The organism is Pyxidicoccus trucidator (assembly GCF_010894435.1).
Classification (GTDB): Bacteria; Myxococcota; Myxococcia; order Myxococcales; family Myxococcaceae; genus Myxococcus; species Myxococcus trucidator.
The window spans coordinates 203,231-219,217 of the sequence record NZ_JAAIXZ010000008.1; the positions used below are offsets into that span (position 1 = coordinate 203,231).

General features: G+C 72.2%; 9 protein-coding genes and 1 pseudogene. 3 read left to right on the forward strand and 7 right to left on the reverse strand.

Features of this window, described 5'->3' with window-relative positions:
* Positions 1–80: 80 nt before the first annotated feature.
* A complete protein-coding gene (locus G4D85_RS23195) occupies positions 81–1,517 on the reverse strand; it encodes a M48 family metalloprotease (RefSeq protein ID WP_164015538.1) in 1,437 nt (478 codons plus the stop codon).
* 200 nt (positions 1,518–1,717) lie between these two features.
* Here G4D85_RS23195 and G4D85_RS23200 point away from each other — a divergent pair, with 200 nt between their 5' ends.
* On the forward strand, positions 1,718–2,341 hold the full coding sequence (locus G4D85_RS23200) for a hypothetical protein (protein WP_164015539.1): 624 nt from the start codon (positions 1,718–1,720) through the stop codon (positions 2,339–2,341).
* A 905-nt stretch (positions 2,342–3,246) separates the two neighbouring features.
* Here the strand turns inward: G4D85_RS23200 and G4D85_RS50790 are convergent.
* From G4D85_RS50790 to G4D85_RS23215, 3 genes and pseudogenes are all read right to left on the reverse strand, one after another.
* Positions 3,247–3,585 (reverse strand): annotated as a pseudogene (locus G4D85_RS50790) (helix-turn-helix domain-containing protein); the annotation flags it as partial.
* 443 nt (positions 3,586–4,028) lie between these two features.
* Positions 4,029–4,541, reverse strand: a complete 513-nt coding sequence (locus tag G4D85_RS23210) for an ester cyclase (protein ID WP_164015544.1) — start codon at positions 4,539–4,541, stop codon at positions 4,029–4,031.
* A gap of 64 nt (positions 4,542–4,605) precedes the next feature.
* A complete protein-coding gene (locus G4D85_RS23215) occupies positions 4,606–6,945 on the reverse strand; it encodes an acyl-CoA dehydrogenase family protein (RefSeq protein WP_164015546.1) in 2,340 nt (779 codons plus the stop codon).
* A gap of 142 nt (positions 6,946–7,087) precedes the next feature.
* Between G4D85_RS23215 and G4D85_RS23220 the strand changes: the two genes are divergently transcribed.
* Positions 7,088–8,371, forward strand: a complete 1,284-nt coding sequence (locus G4D85_RS23220; protein ID WP_164016084.1) for a phospholipase D-like domain-containing protein — start codon at positions 7,088–7,090, stop codon at positions 8,369–8,371.
* A gap of 26 nt (positions 8,372–8,397) precedes the next feature.
* Here the strand turns inward: G4D85_RS23220 and G4D85_RS23225 are convergent, their stop codons facing one another.
* From G4D85_RS23225 to G4D85_RS23235, 3 genes are all read right to left on the reverse strand, one after another.
* The gene (locus tag G4D85_RS23225) at positions 8,398–9,144 is read right to left on the reverse strand and encodes an endonuclease III domain-containing protein (RefSeq protein WP_420821719.1); all 747 of its coding nucleotides are present in this window, start codon (positions 9,142–9,144) and stop codon (positions 8,398–8,400) included.
* Positions 9,145–9,163: 19 nt separating this feature from the next.
* Positions 9,164–9,382: a hypothetical protein gene (locus tag G4D85_RS23230; protein ID WP_164015577.1), complete on the reverse strand. Its 219-nt coding sequence runs from the start codon at positions 9,380–9,382 to the stop codon at positions 9,164–9,166.
* Between the two features lie 120 nt (positions 9,383–9,502).
* The gene (locus tag G4D85_RS23235) at positions 9,503–10,015 is read right to left on the reverse strand and encodes a GNAT family N-acetyltransferase (protein WP_164015579.1); all 513 of its coding nucleotides are present in this window, start codon (positions 10,013–10,015) and stop codon (positions 9,503–9,505) included.
* 202 nt (positions 10,016–10,217) lie between these two features.
* Here G4D85_RS23235 and G4D85_RS23240 point away from each other — a divergent pair, with 202 nt between their 5' ends.
* On the forward strand, positions 10,218–15,980 hold the full coding sequence (locus G4D85_RS23240) for a ribonuclease E domain-containing protein (protein WP_164015582.1): 5,763 nt from the start codon (positions 10,218–10,220) through the stop codon (positions 15,978–15,980).
* The last annotated feature ends 7 nt before the right edge of the window (positions 15,981–15,987 follow it).

The following is a 15,987-nucleotide window of genomic DNA, read 5'->3' on the forward strand; positions in this document are numbered from 1 at the left end:
TCCCGCATTGTCGCGCCCGCACGGTGTCGCTGTCAGCCCGGGGGGCTCCGAAAGTGTGGGCTCCATCACGGGAGCGCGCGTCATCGTGAGGGCTTCACCCCGCCAGTGACGCGCTTCACCGTGTGTCCCGCGGGCAGCGAGTCCCCGGGCTGCACGCCGTTGATGAGGGCCACCTCCTCCAGGGGAATGGTGGAGGGGTAGCGCTGGTGGAACTCGCGCACCGTCATGGGCGCGTCCAGCTTCACCAGCTCGATTCGCGCCGGCTGCATGTTCAGCGCGGCCGGGTCGGTCAGCTCGCCGAAGCTGGTGAAGGTGGCGCGGAAGGCGTCGTCATACGCCGGGAGCTGTTCCGCCACCGTGTAGCCCAGCAACTGCAGCGTGGCGCCCGCGTGCCTGAAGAAGGTGGTGACGCCGCGGATGACGCCCTGCTCGGTCTGCGCCTGGAAGTACGCCGAGCCTCGGGGGTAGCCCTCGGCGGCCGCGCTCAGCGGCTGGATGCCCTGCTGCGAGAGGAAGGTCCGGAGGGCCTCCTCGGGTGCGATGTCGCCGGCCGGCGCGAGGCCGAGGATGGCGTCCTCCTTCGGGCTGACGGCGAGCACCGCCTGCGTCTGGTTCGCCGTCTTCCACCCCTGCGGGAAGGTGAGCTGGAAGCGAAGCCCTGGGTGGAGGAAGCGGCTGCCCTGGAAGAAGCCCTGGCGCGGGTCCTCTCCGTAGGCCATGCCCTGGAGCATCGCGAGGTACTCCTCGCGGCCCTGCTTCAGGCGGCTGAAGTCCACGTTGGCCTTCGCGGCGCGCGCTCGCGCGGTCTCCACCCGGTCCTCCGGGTTGGGGTGCGTGGCCAGCCAGGAAGGGAGGGAGCCGCCGCCCGAGGACTCACCCACGCGGCCCAGCGTGACGAAGACGTCCGCCGCCTCGCGCACGTCGTAGCCGGCCTCCAGCATGTAGCGGAAGCCCAGCTCGTCCGCCTGGCGCTCGTCGTCCCGGCCGTGCTTGAGGAAGAGGAGCTGGAGGCCCACGGTGGCCAGGCCTCCGAACTTCGCGACGTCCTCACTGAGGACGCTGCCCACCACGAGGCCGACCTGCGCGAGCTGCGCCTTGGAGAGCTGCTCCACCGAGTGCCGCGCGGTGATGTGGCCGATTTCGTGTCCCAGCACCGATGCCAGCTCCGCCTCCGAGTTGAGGTGGGTGAGCAGCCCGCGCGTGACGAAGACGGGGCCGCCCGGCAGGGCGAAGGCATTCACCACCGGGTCTTCCACTGCCTGCACGCTCCAGGGCAGCTCCGGCCGCTCGGAGCGCTTCGCCATGGGCAGGCCCACCGCCGACACGTACTGCTGCACCTTCGCGTCGTCGACCAGGCCGATGGACTGCCGCACGTCCTGGGCGCCCTGCTTGCCGAGGGAAATCTCGTCGTTCTGGGAGACGAGGGACAGCATGCGCTTGCCCGTGGCGGGGTTGCGCACACAGGCGCTCATCGCGAGCAGGAGCAGTGGCAGCAGCACCCGGAGTCGTGGGGCCATGAGACCTCCTGAGAGGGTGGACGCGCCCCGGGAGGGCCGGGCCCGGGGTGGGGTCCGACTTAGGGCAGCGGCGCCGGGACGGCCACGGGCGGTGTGGGCGCGGTGTCACTGCCGGACAGTCGGGCGCGCGGGCGGGCTGGACTTTCGTTAGCTTCTCCTCGTCCCGGGGCGGGGTTGCACGGGCAGGAGGTGGCTCGAGGATGGATACGCTCGACGCACGGCTGGAGCGGCTGGAGCGCCGCTGCCGGCAATGGCAGGGGCTGACCTTCGCGGCGCTCGCGCTGGCCGGAGTGGGGCTGGGCGTGGCGGCGATGCGGGACACGCCGACGCCGTCCGGGGAGCTGGTGGCCTCGCGGCTGGTGCTCACCGATGCCCAGGGGCGCACCCGCGCCACCCTGGGGGCCGACGAGGAGGGCCTGTCGGGGCTGGTGCTGCGCGACGTCGAGGGGCGGCCTCGCGCGCTGCTGGGCGTGGGCGAGGACGGCTCGCCCCGGCTGCGCTTCTCCACCGCGGGCGGCGAGTCGCTGGCGGAGCTGACCGTGTACTCGGACGAGGCGCCGCGCCTGACGCTGTCCACGCCCGGTGGCGCGGACCTGTTCTCCGTGGGCCTCCAGGTGGATGGCTCTTCGCGGCTGGAGCTGGCGGACGCGGATGGCCGGCCCCGCGCGATTCTGGGCGCGGACGAGCATGGCTCTCCGGGCCTGGTGCTGGTGGACCGGCGCGGGCAGACGCGCGCGGCCCTGCGGGTGACGCCGGCGGACGGCGCCAGCCTCGTGGTTGAAGGGCGCGACGGCGAGGTGTTCCGCGCGCCCGGAGTGCAGTGAGTCGGGGGCCTCCGGGCGGCAGCCTCGACTTCCGCCATTCTGGACCGACGCCCTCGGGTTTCCCTCTGGGAAACCGCCACTGCAGCGGCTCGGCCTCCCGCGGGGACGCCCCAGCCTGGCGAGAGTCGAGGCTGCCGCTGGAGACGTTGGGGAGAGAGCCTGGAAAGCAGCCAGCGCCGCCGACACGGCCCGTGCCTGAGCGAAGCGCGAGTCGCGCCATCTGGCGGGCGCGAGTCGGCCCGTGGCGACTCAGCCACCTCTGTCGATGGCGCCGCCGCGAGCCTGCCAGGTGTGGCGGGTGACGGCACGTCGCTCCCTGGGGCAGGCGTGGCCGTGCCTCGGGGGACGGAGTCTTCGCCGGGGCAATCCGTGCCTGCGCCTTGGGGTCCTGAGCCCTCGCCTGAAGGCGCGCCGGTTCCTCGTGGGCCGGAGTCTCCTTCGCGCGCCAGGGCACGCCAGAGGGCGCGGGCTGGGGCGAGCACTTCGGCTTCCTCCACCTTCTCGCGCTGCTGAGCCGCGCGTGCCAGCTCCAGCAACGCGCCCCACACCAGCCCCTCGCCCAGTTGGGCGCAGCCGGGCGCCAGCGCCCCCTCACGCTCGCCCTTCTCCAGCACCTCGCGGACCAGGGCCCGTGTAGCGCCTCCATTCGACTGCCGCGGGATGAGCGCCCCGGCCACTCGTGGCGCGGGAGCAGGGGGCGAGTGCGGCCCGTACTCGTGCGCGTGCCAGTGCAGGAAGGTGAAGTTGAAGAGACCCGGCTGCCTCAGCGCCCACCAGGCCAGCTCCCACCAGAAGGTGAGGAAGGCCTGGGCGAAGTCCACCCCCGGCCTGCCGTGCTTCAACAGGAAGGCCACCTCCACGTGGTAGCTCAGTTGCTTCTCGGTGAAGTCGCGCACCGCCAGAGCCAGGCCCAGCTTGCTGCCGTAGCGCCGGTACACCGAGCCCACTGACATTCGCATGGCCTCGGCCAGCCCCGCGGCCTGCACGTTGTCGTAGCCCCGCCGCGCCAACAGCGCCGCCGCGTCGCGCATGGACTCGGCGTGCATCATCTCCAGGAAATCCATCCCCCTCCCCCTTCCCGCCCCTCGGGCGACTGGCTGTCGCGAACGAGACGTCCTTCCGCTTCGCTCCCCCCGGGGGAGGAACCTCCGCGGAAGGAACGTTCCTTCCACCGGCACCTGTCTACCGGGTGGGTCCGACATGGGGTGTCGCCCCTGCAACGCCCCGGGTTGTGGACCCAGCATGCGGTGACGCTCTCAACAAGGCCCGGGTCATAGGCCCTTGCGGCTCGCCTGCAGGCGGGTGTGTTTCGTACGGGGCCACGGATGGCCTGACAAAGCCCTCCGGGGGCGGCGCGCTTTGACGTGCCACGCGGAAGGTGCGTCCCGGCGCAGGGGCTTCGGGCCCGACTCCTGTCGGACAGGCCGCCCGGCAGGCATTCCCTGAGACTGCCTCGGAGCCTGCCGCGTTTCGCGCTCCCAGCCTGGAGCGCGGACTCCGGGCGACTCAGACGGATGACCGACACGCTCCGCACTTGCCCTCTGGAAAGTCGGGCCCTTGGCGACGCGGCCTGGCGTCTGGCTCGACTCTCGGCAGGTTGACGCGTCCCAGAGGGAGGCCGAGCCGCTGAAGTGGTGGCCTCCCAGCGGAAACCCGAGGGCGTCGGTCCAGAATGGTGAACGTCGAGTCAGGGCTTCGGGGGCACCACCTTGTAGCCGCGCTGGAGGAGTGGGGAGAGCCGGTCCGAGATGTCCCAGGCCTCCACCACCTTGCCCTCGCGCATCCGATACAGGGAGTGGCCGTCGAGCGTGAGGGCCTTGGGCTTGCCGGCCGCGTCGAGGTTCTTCGGGTCCGTGCCCGTGGCCTTCCAGTGCACCACCACCAGGTCGCCGTCCGCGACGAGGTGGAGGATGTCGAACTTGAGGTCGGGGAGCTGCTGGAAGCTGGCCTCGGCCTGCTGGCGCACGAGGGCCGGGCCCACCACGTTCGCCGGGGCGCCCTGGGAGTGGTCCACGAAGTCCTGGGCGATGTACTCGGGGATGCGGTCGAGCTTGCGCAGGTTGTAGAGCTCCTCGGTGAGCTGCCTCGCGCGCTCCTTGTTCTGGGCTTCCAGCGCGGCGGCGTGCTCCACCGGGGACACGGTGGCGCAGCCCGACAGCCACCCCAGGGCACACAGCAACATCGTCACGTGTCGTGTCATGGCGCGGGGAGTCTGCCCGGGCCACCGCAAGCCCGTCAGCGCTCCCCGGCCCGTAACGTTCACCTCAGGGCGCCAGCCGGCCCAGGGCGATGGGTGCGGCGATGCAGGTGTCCGGAATCCCAAACGCGTCCACCAGCGCCACCGCGTCCGGCCGCACCTCCGCGCACAGCCGCTCCACCTCCTTGCGGATGGCCCTCGCCTTGGCGCCCTCCAGCAGCCCGTGCTCCAGGAACCAGCCGCTCGCCGACTCCAGGCAGGACAGGCCGTAGAGGTCGCAGAGCCGCCCGAGCACCGTCTTCAGCCCTGGCTCCTTCACCGCCGCCACGCCGTGGAGGAACTGCTCCAGCACCAGCCGCTCCACGTGCGCGTGCGCCAGCGCGAGCAGGTGCTCCTGACACTGGTTGAAGGCCTCGAACGCCTCCACCCCCGCGCCCAGCCGCTTGCGCAGCCGGCGTGACACGGAGGCCATCAGGTCCTCCTCGCGGTAGCGCAGCGCCCGGAGCTGGAAGTCGCCGTCGCGCAGGTGCTCGCTCTCCGTGCGGCGCGTGGTGAAGGGGTTGCGCTCCATCACCCCCGTCGCCCGGTCCGCCAGCAGCTTCAGCACCGCGAAGACGCGGTCGTCCTCGAAGCGCTGCCGGTAGCCCGTCAGCAGGCCCTTGGACACGAGCTGCATCAGCACCGTGTTGTCGCCCTCGAACGTGGTGAACACGTCCGTGTCCGCCTTCAGCGCCGGCACCCGGTTGGCCTCCAGGTAGCCCTGCCCGCCGCACGCCTCGCGCGCCTCCTGGAGCACCGCCGTGGTGTGCCACGTCGTGTACGCCTTCAGCCCTGCCGCCAGCGCCTCCACCTCGCGCGCGTCCTCCTCCGTGCGCTTCACGTACCGCTCCACCAGGTGCTCCAGCGCGAAGTCCAGCGCGTACGTCTTCGCCAGCGGCTTCAGCAGCCGGAGCTGGTGCGTCTGGTGGTCCAGCAGCCGCACCTCCTGCGCACCCACCGGGCCGAACTGGCGCCGCATGTCGCCGTAGCGGATGGCAATCGTCAGCCCGCTCTTCGCCGCGCTCAGCCCCGCGCACGCCACGCTCACCCGGCCCGCCACCAGCGTGCCCAGCATGGTGAAGAAGCGCTTCGAGTCCCCGGGAATCGAGCTGTGGTACTGGCCCTTCGCGTCCACCTGGCCGAAGCGGTCCAGAAGGTTCTCTCGCGGGACGCGCACGTGGTCGAACCAGATGCGGCCGTTGTCCACGCCGTTGAGGCCCATCTTCTCGCCGCAGTCTTCAATGCGAATCCCGGGCAGCACCTTCCCCTGCGCGTCGCGCAGCGGCACCAGCAGCGCGTGGACGCCCAGGGCCTTGCCGTCCACCTCCAGCTGCGCGAACACCGTGGCGATGCGCCCGTGCCGGGCGGCGTTGCCAATCCACTCCTTGCGCGCGCCGTCCTCGGGCGTGTGCACCACGAACTCGCCGGCCTTCGCGTCGTAGCGCGCCGTCGTCTCCACGTCGCGCACGTTGGAGCCGTGGCGCAGCTCACTCATCGCGAAGCAGCCGGGCAGCTCCAGCGAGGCCACCTTCGGCAGGTACTCGCGGTGGTGCCGCTCCGTGCCGAGGAAGAGGATGCTCGCGCCGAACAGGCCGAAGTGCACGCCCGCCTTCACCACGAGGCTCATGTCGAAGAAGGCCAGCGTCTCGAACGCGGCGATGAAGGCGCCCAGGTCCGCGCTCGTCTCGTTCCCCTCGGGGAAGGCGATGCGCCCCAGCCCCTGGTCCGCCATCGACTTCAGCCAGGAGAACACCTGGTCGCGGTAGGCGTCCGTGTCGCGCGTGGACCCGTAGCGGAAGGCCGGGTCCGCCAGCCAGTCGCGCACCTTCTGGCGGGCCTCCGGGTACTTGCGGTCCAGCACCGCGCGCAGCGCCTCCGGGTCGAAGGAGGTGGTCTCCGTGGGCCCGTGGGTCGGCGGCGCGGGCGCGGCGGCGGGCACCAGGGAGCGCACTGCCTCCCGGCCGGAGATGCCCAGCGACTCCTCCAGCGCCGTCAGCGCTCGCGCCAGCTCCGGCATGGGCGCGGGAAGCCCGTCCGTGCCGTTGGCCACCTCCGCGAGCCGTGCGCCCAGCTCCGCGAGGTTCTGGTGACTGCTATGGGACAGTTGCTCGGCGGTGCGGCGGATGTGCTCCTTCACCGCCGAGAGCTCCCCGGCGCTCGGCGGGAACACCGGGTCCAGCCAGCGCGCCAGCACCACGTTGGAGCGCAGGTCCAACCAGGGCTGCTGGCGGGCCGCGTCGGCGAGCGCCCGAATCTCCTGGTGGGTCAGCTCTCCGTCCGTCCACGCGACGTACAGCATGGGCACCAGCGGCGCGAGGCGGGGCAGCGAGAGCAGTTCGTGCGCCGTCGGACGGCTGTCTTCCACCATGGTTGGCTCTCCAGGAGGCGAGGGAACGGGCGCAGTCTGGCCAGCCCGGCCCCTGGCGGCAATGGGAGAAGACGCTCCTTCGTGGGGCAGGCGAGAGAGCACGCCATGGCGGGGGCAGGGAAGCGTCCCCACGTTGCCGCGCATGGACGAGATGCAGCAGCTGGAAGACCTCCTGCCCCAGGCCGGGGCCCACTTCCTCGAGAGCGACCGCGAGCGGGCCCGCCACGAGATGCAGGGCCCCTTCATGCTTCCACCCGGGCCCACGGGCTTCTCCTTCGCGCTGTACCAGTCCGTCGGCGTGGGGCTGATTCCGGGCCACCGGCTGGAGCTGCTGGAGAACGGCACCGTCTTCGACCGCATGGTGGAGGACATCCGCAACGCGAAGCAGAGCGTTCACATCCTCGTCTACATCTGGCGTCCCTGCGACGTGTCGGACCGCATCATCGAGGCGCTGGTGGACCGGGCCCGCGCGGGCGTGCAGTGCCGCGTGGTGGTGGACCCGGTGGGCAGCGAGGAGCTGCGCGGCAGCAAGGACTTCGACCTCAAGGTGGAGAAGGTCCTCACCGACGCGGGCGTGGAGGTGCACTACTACCGGCTGCTCGCGGGCAAGGTGATGGGCCGGCTGCTGGGGCGCACCCACAACAAGATTGTCGTGGTGGATGGACGCATCGGCTACACGGGCGGCTTCGGCATCTGGAAGGTGTGGGAGGGCGACGGGCTGAAGGAGGAGGAGTGGCGCGACACCAACGTGCGCGTCGAGGGGCCCGAGGTGCGCCGCATGCAGCTGTCCTTCTCGCGCCACTGGCAGGAGTCCGGTGGCGGGCTGCTTCCTCCGAGCGCCTTCCCCGAGGTGGAGGAACAGGAGACGGACGGCCCGGCGAGCGCGGGCTTCGTCGACAGCGCGGGCAAGCTGGGTGTCACCGACGCCGAGCGCATGGTCCGCCTGGTCATCGCCGCCGCGCGCGAGCGCCTGTGGATTGCCAACGCGTACTTCACTCCGCCCAACGCGATGCTGGAGCAGCTCGAGGAGAAGCTTCGCCAGGGCGTGGAGGTCCGCATCCTGGGGCCGGGCCCCGTCCACGACGTGCCCATCATCCGCGCGTCCCAGCGCTCCACCTACGAGCGGCTGCTGTCCGCGGGCGCGCGCATCTACGAGTACCAGCCGTCGATGATGCACGCGAAGACGATTCTCGTGGACGACTGGCTCGCGGTGGTGGGCTCCACCAACCTGGACGTGCTGTCGCTCAACAAGCTGGGTGAGGGCTCGCTCCTGATGAACGACCCGGAGTTCGTCCGCAAGCTGGAGCGGTGCTGGGCGAAGGACCTGCGGCACTCGAAGGAAATCACCCTGGAGAACGGGGGCCGCACCAACCCGTGGCGCCGCGTGGCCCGGCGTGCCACGCAGTTGGTGGGGCGGGACAGGTAGGCCACCGCGGCGGGGCGGCACTTGCTTCAGCGATGGTCCGTCACGCCGACCTGGCGGCAGTACCGGAGCACCGGGCACGTGGTGCACTTGGGCCTCGTGCCCGTGCACACGTGCTTGCCGAAGGGCACCAGCAGTCGGTTGATTTCCACCCAGTACGCGCGTGGGAGCTGGGTCTCCAGGGCTGCCAGCGTGGCCTCCGGCGAGCGCGCCCGCACATAGCCCCAGCGGTTCGTCACCCGGTGCACGTGGATGTCCACGCTGATGGCCTCGTGCCCGCAGGCGATGCCGAGCGCCAGGTGCGCGCACTTGGGGCCCACGCCCTTGAAGGACTGGAGCACCTCCGCGTCACACGGGAGCTTCCCGCCGAACTCGTCCCGCGTCCTCACGGCGATGGCGTGGAGCTGCCGGGCTTTCGGCTCGTGGAAGGTGACGGGGCTGATGATTTCGTCAATCTCGTCCGGCGTCAGCCGGGCCAGGGCCTCCGGTGTGGACGCTCGGCCGAGCAGCGCGAGCGACACCGGCAGGCTCACCTCGTCCCTCGTGCGGATGGAGAGGATGCAGGCCACGAGCTGCTCGAAGAGTGAGTCATGGCCATTCGCCGCCAGCGCGAACATCGCGGCGTCCGCGAAGTGGCGGACCTCCTCGCGGATGCGGCCGAGCACCTCGTCGATGTCGAAGGGGGCCTTGTCCGGGCGGGGCGGAGGCTCGGCCACCACCCCCGGCGCCGGAGGCTGCTCCGGTTCCGGGGGCTGGCGGGCCGTCCTCGCGCTCACTCGCGCGGGGGCTCGCCGGCTAGCTGTCCTGGGTTTCCGAGCCGACGTCATCCGAGCGCTTCTCGACGTTCTTGTTCGGGCCGCCGTGCGTGCCGAAGTCACCCGCGTTGCGGCTGGCGGGGTAGACGTCCGTGTCGTCCCGGCGCTCGCGGCCCTGGCCCGACACGTCTCCGGAGTTCGCCTTGCGGGTCTGGCTCTCCGGCTCGCCCATCCGTCCCTTGTCCTGCTTCTTCGCCATGGTTCGCCTCCTGGTCTCCCAAAGGTGGCGACGGCGGCGAGACATGGCTCGGGCTCGCTCCCGGGCCCGCAGGGAGGGCAGGGGGGCGAGGGTTCTCTGGCGGGCGGGTGACCTGGAAGGTCAGGCAGGCGGCTTCGTCAGGTCCAGCGTGTACCAGTTGTCGCAGCCGAAGTGCCCCGTGTTGCCCATGGGCCCGTCGAGCGGCTCGAAGCCGAGGCGGCGGTAGAGCTTCTGGGCCTGCTTCATCCCGGTGGTGGTCTCCAGGTAGCAGAGTCGGAAGCCCGCCTCGCGCGCGAAGTCCAGGCAGCGGCGCAGCAGCCGCTCGCCCATGCCGTGGCCGCGTGCCTCCTTCAGGAAGTACATCTTGCGCAGCTCGCACACGCCCGGGTCTCCGCCCTCCAGCGGCGCGATGCCGCCTCCACCGACGATGCGGCCTCCCCGCTCCGCGACGAAGTAGGCGTGGCGCGGCTTCGAGTACGCCGCGCTCATCGTCGACACCTCGGGGTCCTGCATGGCGAAGCCGGGGCCGTCCATGCCGAACTCCGGCATCACCGTGCGGATGACGGAGGCCACCGCCGCGTCGTCCCGGGGCTCGATGGGACGGAGGACCCAGGGTTCCGTGCTCGTGCTCATGGGAGCAGCAACGTTCCACAGTCCGCGCCCGGGGGCCAGGGGCGCCCGGGTGCGTCAGGGTCCTCGCACCCGCTGTGCACCCGGATGCACAGGTGACACCGGGGCGACGCACCCGTGGAGGCGTTTCGGAGGGGGTGGGTTTCCCTCTCGCCCGGGTTCCGGGGCATTCTGGGTGGCATGTCCGTTGTAGAGGGGGGAAGGCATGTACTGCCCTGACTGCCGGCAGGAACGGCTCGGTAACGCCCAGCAATGCGCGCTTTGTGGCAAGGCGATGCACGCGCGCACGCGCAACGTCGTGGAGGCGGAGCTCGCGCATGTGCACTTCCTCCTGGATGAGCTGAAGCGCTGGGACACCTCCGAGGTGCCGCGCAACGTCTCCCGGTTCATCTCCGAGAGGTACGAGCGACAGGTCCGCATCCTCCTCTCCGTGCTCACCGAGCTGCCTCCGGTCTCGGTGGAGCAGGGCGCGACGGTGGTGGCTCCGGCCGCGCTTCCGGTGGAGCAGGTGGCTTCCGGGGTTGCGCCTCCGGTGATGGGCGAGTCCGCGTTGGCGCTGGGGACGCAGGCGTGGGTTGCGGCGGCTGACTCCGCGCAGGTGATGGCGGTGGGCGCCCCGGTGGCGGCGGTCTCCGCGCAGCAGGTGGACTCGGCCGCCGTGGAGTCACTGGCGCAGGCCGCTGCGTCCGTTCAGACAGGCTCGGAGGAGGGGACCGAAGCGCTTCCGTCGCAGGTGGCAGCGGTAGCGCAGGCGAAGGTGGAGGGGAGTGCCGAGGCGCTTGCGTCGAATGGGGTGACGGCCTCGCAGGTGGCAGCGGAAGGTGCCGCCGGAGAACTTCCGGCGCAGGCGACGGATGCGGTGTCCATGCCGGCGGAGGAGTCCGCCAGGCGCGAGGAGGCAGAGTCCTCGCAGGCCGCGGCTTCCGCCAGCGTTGCTGGGGAGGAAGAGGCTCAAGGCGCTTCGGAAGAGCCTGCTCGCGAGCGGACGTCCCGCGCTCGGGGCCTGCCTCGCCCTCAGCTCCCGCTGCCCCCGAATCCCGCGGAGGCGTATGCCGAGCCTCCGCAGCCGCGCAACCTCACCGCGCGCCTCGTCGAGGAGACCTCCACCTGGAACCGGGTGTGGAGGCCCTTCCTCTACGAGAGCATCATGTGGTTCATCGGTGCCTTCCTCATCCTCTCGGGCACCCTCTACTTCGTCTTCGAGAGCTGGGCGGGGATGTCCTCCAGCGTCCGCTCGCTCACCGTGTTCGGGATGACGGCGGGCTACTCGGCCGGCTTCTCCATCTGGGGCGCGTTCCTCGCCCGCCGTGAGGCGCTGCGCAACCCTGGCAACATCCTCGGGCTCATCGGCTCGGCCGTGGCTCCGCTCGCGGGCATCGCGCTGGGGCCGCTCGACCTGGGCGAGGCGCTTCAAATCGGCGGTGTGGGCCCCGTGCTGCTCATCCCCATGTTGCTCGGGTGGGCCGCCGTGTCCGCCGTCCTCGTCCGCAAGCCGGCGGAGGCCCTCGACGCTGCTTCCCGCCCGCTCGTGCAGGCCGCGCTCGCCGCCAGCACGTTGATGATGGGGCTGGCGCCGCTCGCCGTGAAGCTCGGCACCTTCGCGCCCTGGCTCAACGTCCTGCCGTGTGCGCTCTTCTTCGTCCTCTCTTCCCGGCCCACGGCCGAGCCGCGCAAGGGCCCCGCGCTGTTCTTCGCCGTGACTGCGCCGCTCTACCTCTTCGTCCTCTACGCGGTGCGCCTGCACGTGGGGCTGGCGGAGGTGGACCTGGAGCCCGTGCCGGGCACCTACGCCCCGTTCGTCGCCTTCCTGTTCGCCACCGCCCTTCGCTTCCGCACGCTGGAGCCGGAGCGCGCCGCCGACCCGCTCGTGCTTGGCGTGGTGCCGCTCCAGGTGGCCTGCCTCATCGCCGCCGCGACGGCCCCCGCGCCTGGCTTCTTCGCCACCGCCGCCGTCCTCACCTGGACGCTGGTGTCGCTGGCGCGCGGCGGGCTCGCCCGGCTGCCCTGGGTGTACGGCGCCTATGCGAGCACGTACTTCGCCTACGCCTCCAGCGCGCAGCTCATCCCCGGTCCGGTGCGGCGCTTCATCGACGCGCTCAAGGCCGCGCTCGGCTACCCCGTCACGGGCGACCTGCCCCTTCAGTACGGTGCCCTGTCCGCGCTGCCCTTCGTCGCCGCTGGCGCGGTGCTCGCGGTGTCGCGGCTGTGGCGTGGTGAGCGCACGGGCAACGCGCGGGACCTCGCCTTCGCGGAGGTGCTGCTGCGTGCCACCGCCGTGGCCAGCCCGCTGTTCGCGCTCTACGGCACGTCCGGCCCCGACTCGCGCCCGGCGTTCTGGAGCGCGCTGGGGCTGTCGCTGGTGTGCCTCGTCGTGGGCCTGTTGGTGGAGCGCTTCTACCTGGCCGCCGTGGGCGCCGGGGTGGCGATGTTCCTGCCCTTCCAGGCGCTCGCCATGCAGGGGGCTCCGGCCGCGTCCGTCACGTCCGGAGTCATGGCGCTGGTGCTCGCGGGCGTGTGCCTGCTGTGCACTTCGCGCACGCGGTGGCTGCTCGGCTCCGTCGTGGCGGTGATGGCTTCCGCCGGCTTCCTCATGGGCCTCTTCGGGGGCGGCACCCTGGCGTTGACGGGCGTGGTGCTGTGCGGCGCCGCCGCGCTCATTACCGCCTGGGCGCTCCAGAGTCCGGCGGCCATGGCGGTCGCCGCCTTCCTCGCCGCGGCGGCCCTGCCGAAGTTCGCCAGCCAGGTGTCTTCGGACGCGGTGGCGCCCGCGCTCGCCCTCGTCGCGCTCGGCCTCGCGCTGCTGGGGGAGCGCGGGAGGATGGCGCGGCTGCTCGGCGTGCCCGCCGTCTTCTACGCCGTGCTCGCGCTGCCCTGGGGCATGGTGTCCCAGGTGCCGGGGCTGGGTCTGGTGGTGCTCACCGCCGCGGCCGCCGTCGCCGTGACGTCGCGCACGTTCCGTCTCGTGCGGCCGCTGGCGGTCGTCATCGCCGCCCTCGCGCTGCTGCCGGACGTGCGCGGCGTGTACATGCCGTGGGGCGGGTGGATGTCGCCGGGCCTGTCCATGGTGCTGTTCGTCCTCGGCTCCCTGGGCACTTCGCTCACCGCCGTGCGCTCGGGGCGGAGCGCGAGCACCACCACCGCCGCGATGGTGGCGCTCCTCTTCCCCCTGCTGACTGTCACGGTGGCGGGCGCCCAGACGGGCCGGTTCGTGCCGCTGATGCTGGGTGCCGCGCTCGCGGCCCTGCTCACCGCGCGCGCCCTGCCCGCGGGATTCAGCGTCGCCATCGCCTCGCTGTACGCGGCCGTCGCTCTCGCCAGTGTGGGCCCCGTGGCGCTGCTGGGGCTGGCCGCGGTGCTGGGCGTCCTGGCCGTGCTGGAGGAAGTGTCCGCCGTGCTCCGCGTCGGCGCGGGAGGCGAGCGCTTCGCCCTGGTCGCCACCCTGGCCTCCGTCATCACCCTGGGCATCGCCGTGGTGGACTGGGACGATGCGGGCCTGCCGTTGCTCGTGGCGGCCACGCTGACGCTGCCGCTGCTGTGGACGCGCGCCAGCCGGCTGCCCTTCTTCGCCGCCCTCATGGTGCCCTACACGCTGGTGGGCATCGCCGTGGTGGGCGGGACGCGGCCTGCCTGGGTGCAGGTGCTGCCCCTCTTCGTGCTGGTCGTGGTGCGCGCCGTGGAGCACTTCCCGGCCGTGGCCTCGCTGCTGCTGCGCTCGCAGGAGGAGAAGCCCCGGCGGGACTTGTCCCTGTGGATGCAGGGCGCGCTCGCGGTGGTGGCGCCGCTGCTGTTGCTGTCGTCCTGGGTGGAGCCCGGGCCCCTGTACTTCCTCACGGCCTCGCTGGCGCTGATGCCAGGGCCGCGTCCCTTCCTGCGCGTCTGCGGCGCCGCGCTGTTCCTCCTCTTCGTGCCGGAGGCGCGGCCCGTCGTCACCGGCCTGCTGCTGGCGCTCGCCCTGGTCGAGCACCACCGGCCCCAGGCGCTGTGGGCCTTCTTCCGGAGCCCGCCGGACGCGACGCTGCGCCCCGCCGCTGTCTTCACGGCGCTCGCCTTCGCCGCGCTGCCCGTGCTGGGACTTCCCACGCCGTCGAGCCTGGCCGGGCTGGCGGGCGTGTTGGCCGCCGCCGCGTTCCTGCTGTCGCGACGCTGGCTGCTCACCCCCGCCGTGTGGGCCCTGGCGCTGGCGCCCGTGGGGCAGGTGGACGGTGCCAGCTTCCTGGAGTGGCGGCCCGAGGCGGGGCTGCCCATCATCGCCGTGGCGCTCGGCGCCGCGCTGCTGTCCGCCGCGTGCCAGTCCGGCCGCGTGCAGCGGGCGCTCGCCGCCGCGTCCGCCCGCGTGCTGCCGGGACTCGAAGGCACCTGGAGCGAGCCGCTGTGGGTGGGCGGCGCGGGGGCCCTGGGCCTGTTGCTCGTGGGGCGACTGCTGGACTCGGGGCCGGGCTCGCTGACGCTGGTGGTGGCGCTGGGCGCGGGGCTGACGGCGTGCGTGCTGATGGTGGCGCGCAGCCGGTGGATGGCCAATGTGGCCACGGTGTTGCTCGGCATGGCGCTCATCGCGGCGGTGCCCCCGGCGTGGGCGCCCGCGGTGGTCAGCGGGGCGGGGCTGCTGCTGTGCCTGCTGGGCATGTGGCTGGACGGGCGCGGCGTGCACGTGGGCGCGGCGCTGCACCATGGCGGCTGGGTGCTGGCGCTGCTGTCGCTGTCGGGCCTTCGCGACCTGGAGCACACGGCGACGCCGCTGAGCATCCTCTTCGCGTTGGGCGCCGCATGGGCCGTGGTGCTGCGGCGCCGCGAGCGTGAGGTGGTGGGCTGGCTGGCCTCGCTCGCCGCCGTGCACGGCTGGCTCATGCACCTGGGCGCGGTGTACTCGTCCGGCCGGGGCTCGGAGTTCATCCTCCCGCACTTCGGCGCTGCCAGCGCGCTGCTCGCCACCCTGGCGCTGTTCGTGGCGGGGAAGAAGTGGCGCAGGGGCGTGGGGCATGGCTTCGCCGTCGTCGCCCTCGTCGAGGTGCTGCTGGGCCTGTCGCTGCTGGGGGCCCACGGGGACGCGCTGCGCGAGGCGCTCGTCGCCTCCGTCTCGCTGGGCGTGCTGCTGTTCGCGCTGGTGCGCCGCGCCGCCGTGGAGGCGGACGAGACCTCCGCCTTCCTCGCGCAAGGGGTGCTCGCACTGGGCTATCTGTCGGTGCGCATGCTGGGCATGGGCGTGAGCCCGGGCCCCGCCGACAGCCTCGCCGCGCTGGTGGGCGGTGCCGTCTTCACCGGCCTCTACTTCTTCGTCCAGCGCGAGGGCTCGGGGCTGGAGGCGTTCCGTCGGCCCGCGCTGGTGGGCGCGTTCCTCTTCCCGCTGGCCGGTCTGCTGTCCGCGCCGTGGGGCGAGCCGCTCCAGGTGGCGGCCCTGCTGGTGGGCCACGCCGCGCACTTCGCCGCCCTGGGTACGCACCCGACACGCCGGGGGATGGCCTCGATGGCGTCGGTGGTGGCCTTCAACGCGGCGCTGCTCCTGGTGTGGCAGGGCACCGGCGCTGGGGAGCCGCAGTACTACGTCATCCCCGCGGGCCTCTCGCTGCTCGCGCTGCTGCGGGTGTTCCGCGCCTCCATCGAGGAGGACACGTATGCGCGGCTGCGAGCGATTGCTGTCACCGGCATCTACGTGGCCGGCGCGTGGAAGCCGCTCATGTTCAGCGACGGCGGCTCCATGCTCCTGTGCGTGGTGCTCTGCGTGGTGGGCGTGGGCTTCGGCATCGCCCTGCGCATCCGCTCGTACGTGTACCTGGGCACCGCGTTCCTGGTGACGTGCATCGCCGCCAACCTCGTGCGCTTCGGCATGCGAGACCACCGCATCGCCGCCGCGTCGCTGTTCATGCTGGGCCTGCTCGTCATCGGCTCCATGGTGATGCTCAGCGCCTACCGCGCCGCCCTGCTCCAGAGGTACGCGCGGGTGCGAGAGCTGCTCTCCACCTGGGAGGGGTGACACGGTC

What these genes read in the sequence shown, in the direction of transcription:
- G4D85_RS23230 (WP_164015577.1), bottom strand. Translation starts at nt 9,382, where the DNA reads ATGGCGAAGAAGCAGGACAAGGGACGGATGGGCGAGCCGGAGAGCCAG.
- G4D85_RS23210 (WP_164015544.1), bottom strand. Translation starts at nt 4,541, where the DNA reads ATGACACGACACGTGACGATGTTGCTGTGTGCCCTGGGGTGGCTGTCG.
- G4D85_RS23200 (WP_164015539.1), top strand. Translation starts at nt 1,718, where the DNA reads ATGGATACGCTCGACGCACGGCTGGAGCGGCTGGAGCGCCGCTGCCGG.
- G4D85_RS23220 (WP_164016084.1), top strand. Translation starts at nt 7,088, where the DNA reads ATGGACGAGATGCAGCAGCTGGAAGACCTCCTGCCCCAGGCCGGGGCC.
- G4D85_RS23215 (WP_164015546.1), bottom strand. Translation starts at nt 6,945, where the DNA reads ATGGTGGAAGACAGCCGTCCGACGGCGCACGAACTGCTCTCGCTGCCC.
- G4D85_RS23240 (WP_164015582.1), top strand. Translation starts at nt 10,218, where the DNA reads ATGTACTGCCCTGACTGCCGGCAGGAACGGCTCGGTAACGCCCAGCAA.
- G4D85_RS23235 (WP_164015579.1), bottom strand. Translation starts at nt 10,015, where the DNA reads ATGAGCACGAGCACGGAACCCTGGGTCCTCCGTCCCATCGAGCCCCGG.
- G4D85_RS23195 (WP_164015538.1), bottom strand. Translation starts at nt 1,517, where the DNA reads ATGGCCCCACGACTCCGGGTGCTGCTGCCACTGCTCCTGCTCGCGATG.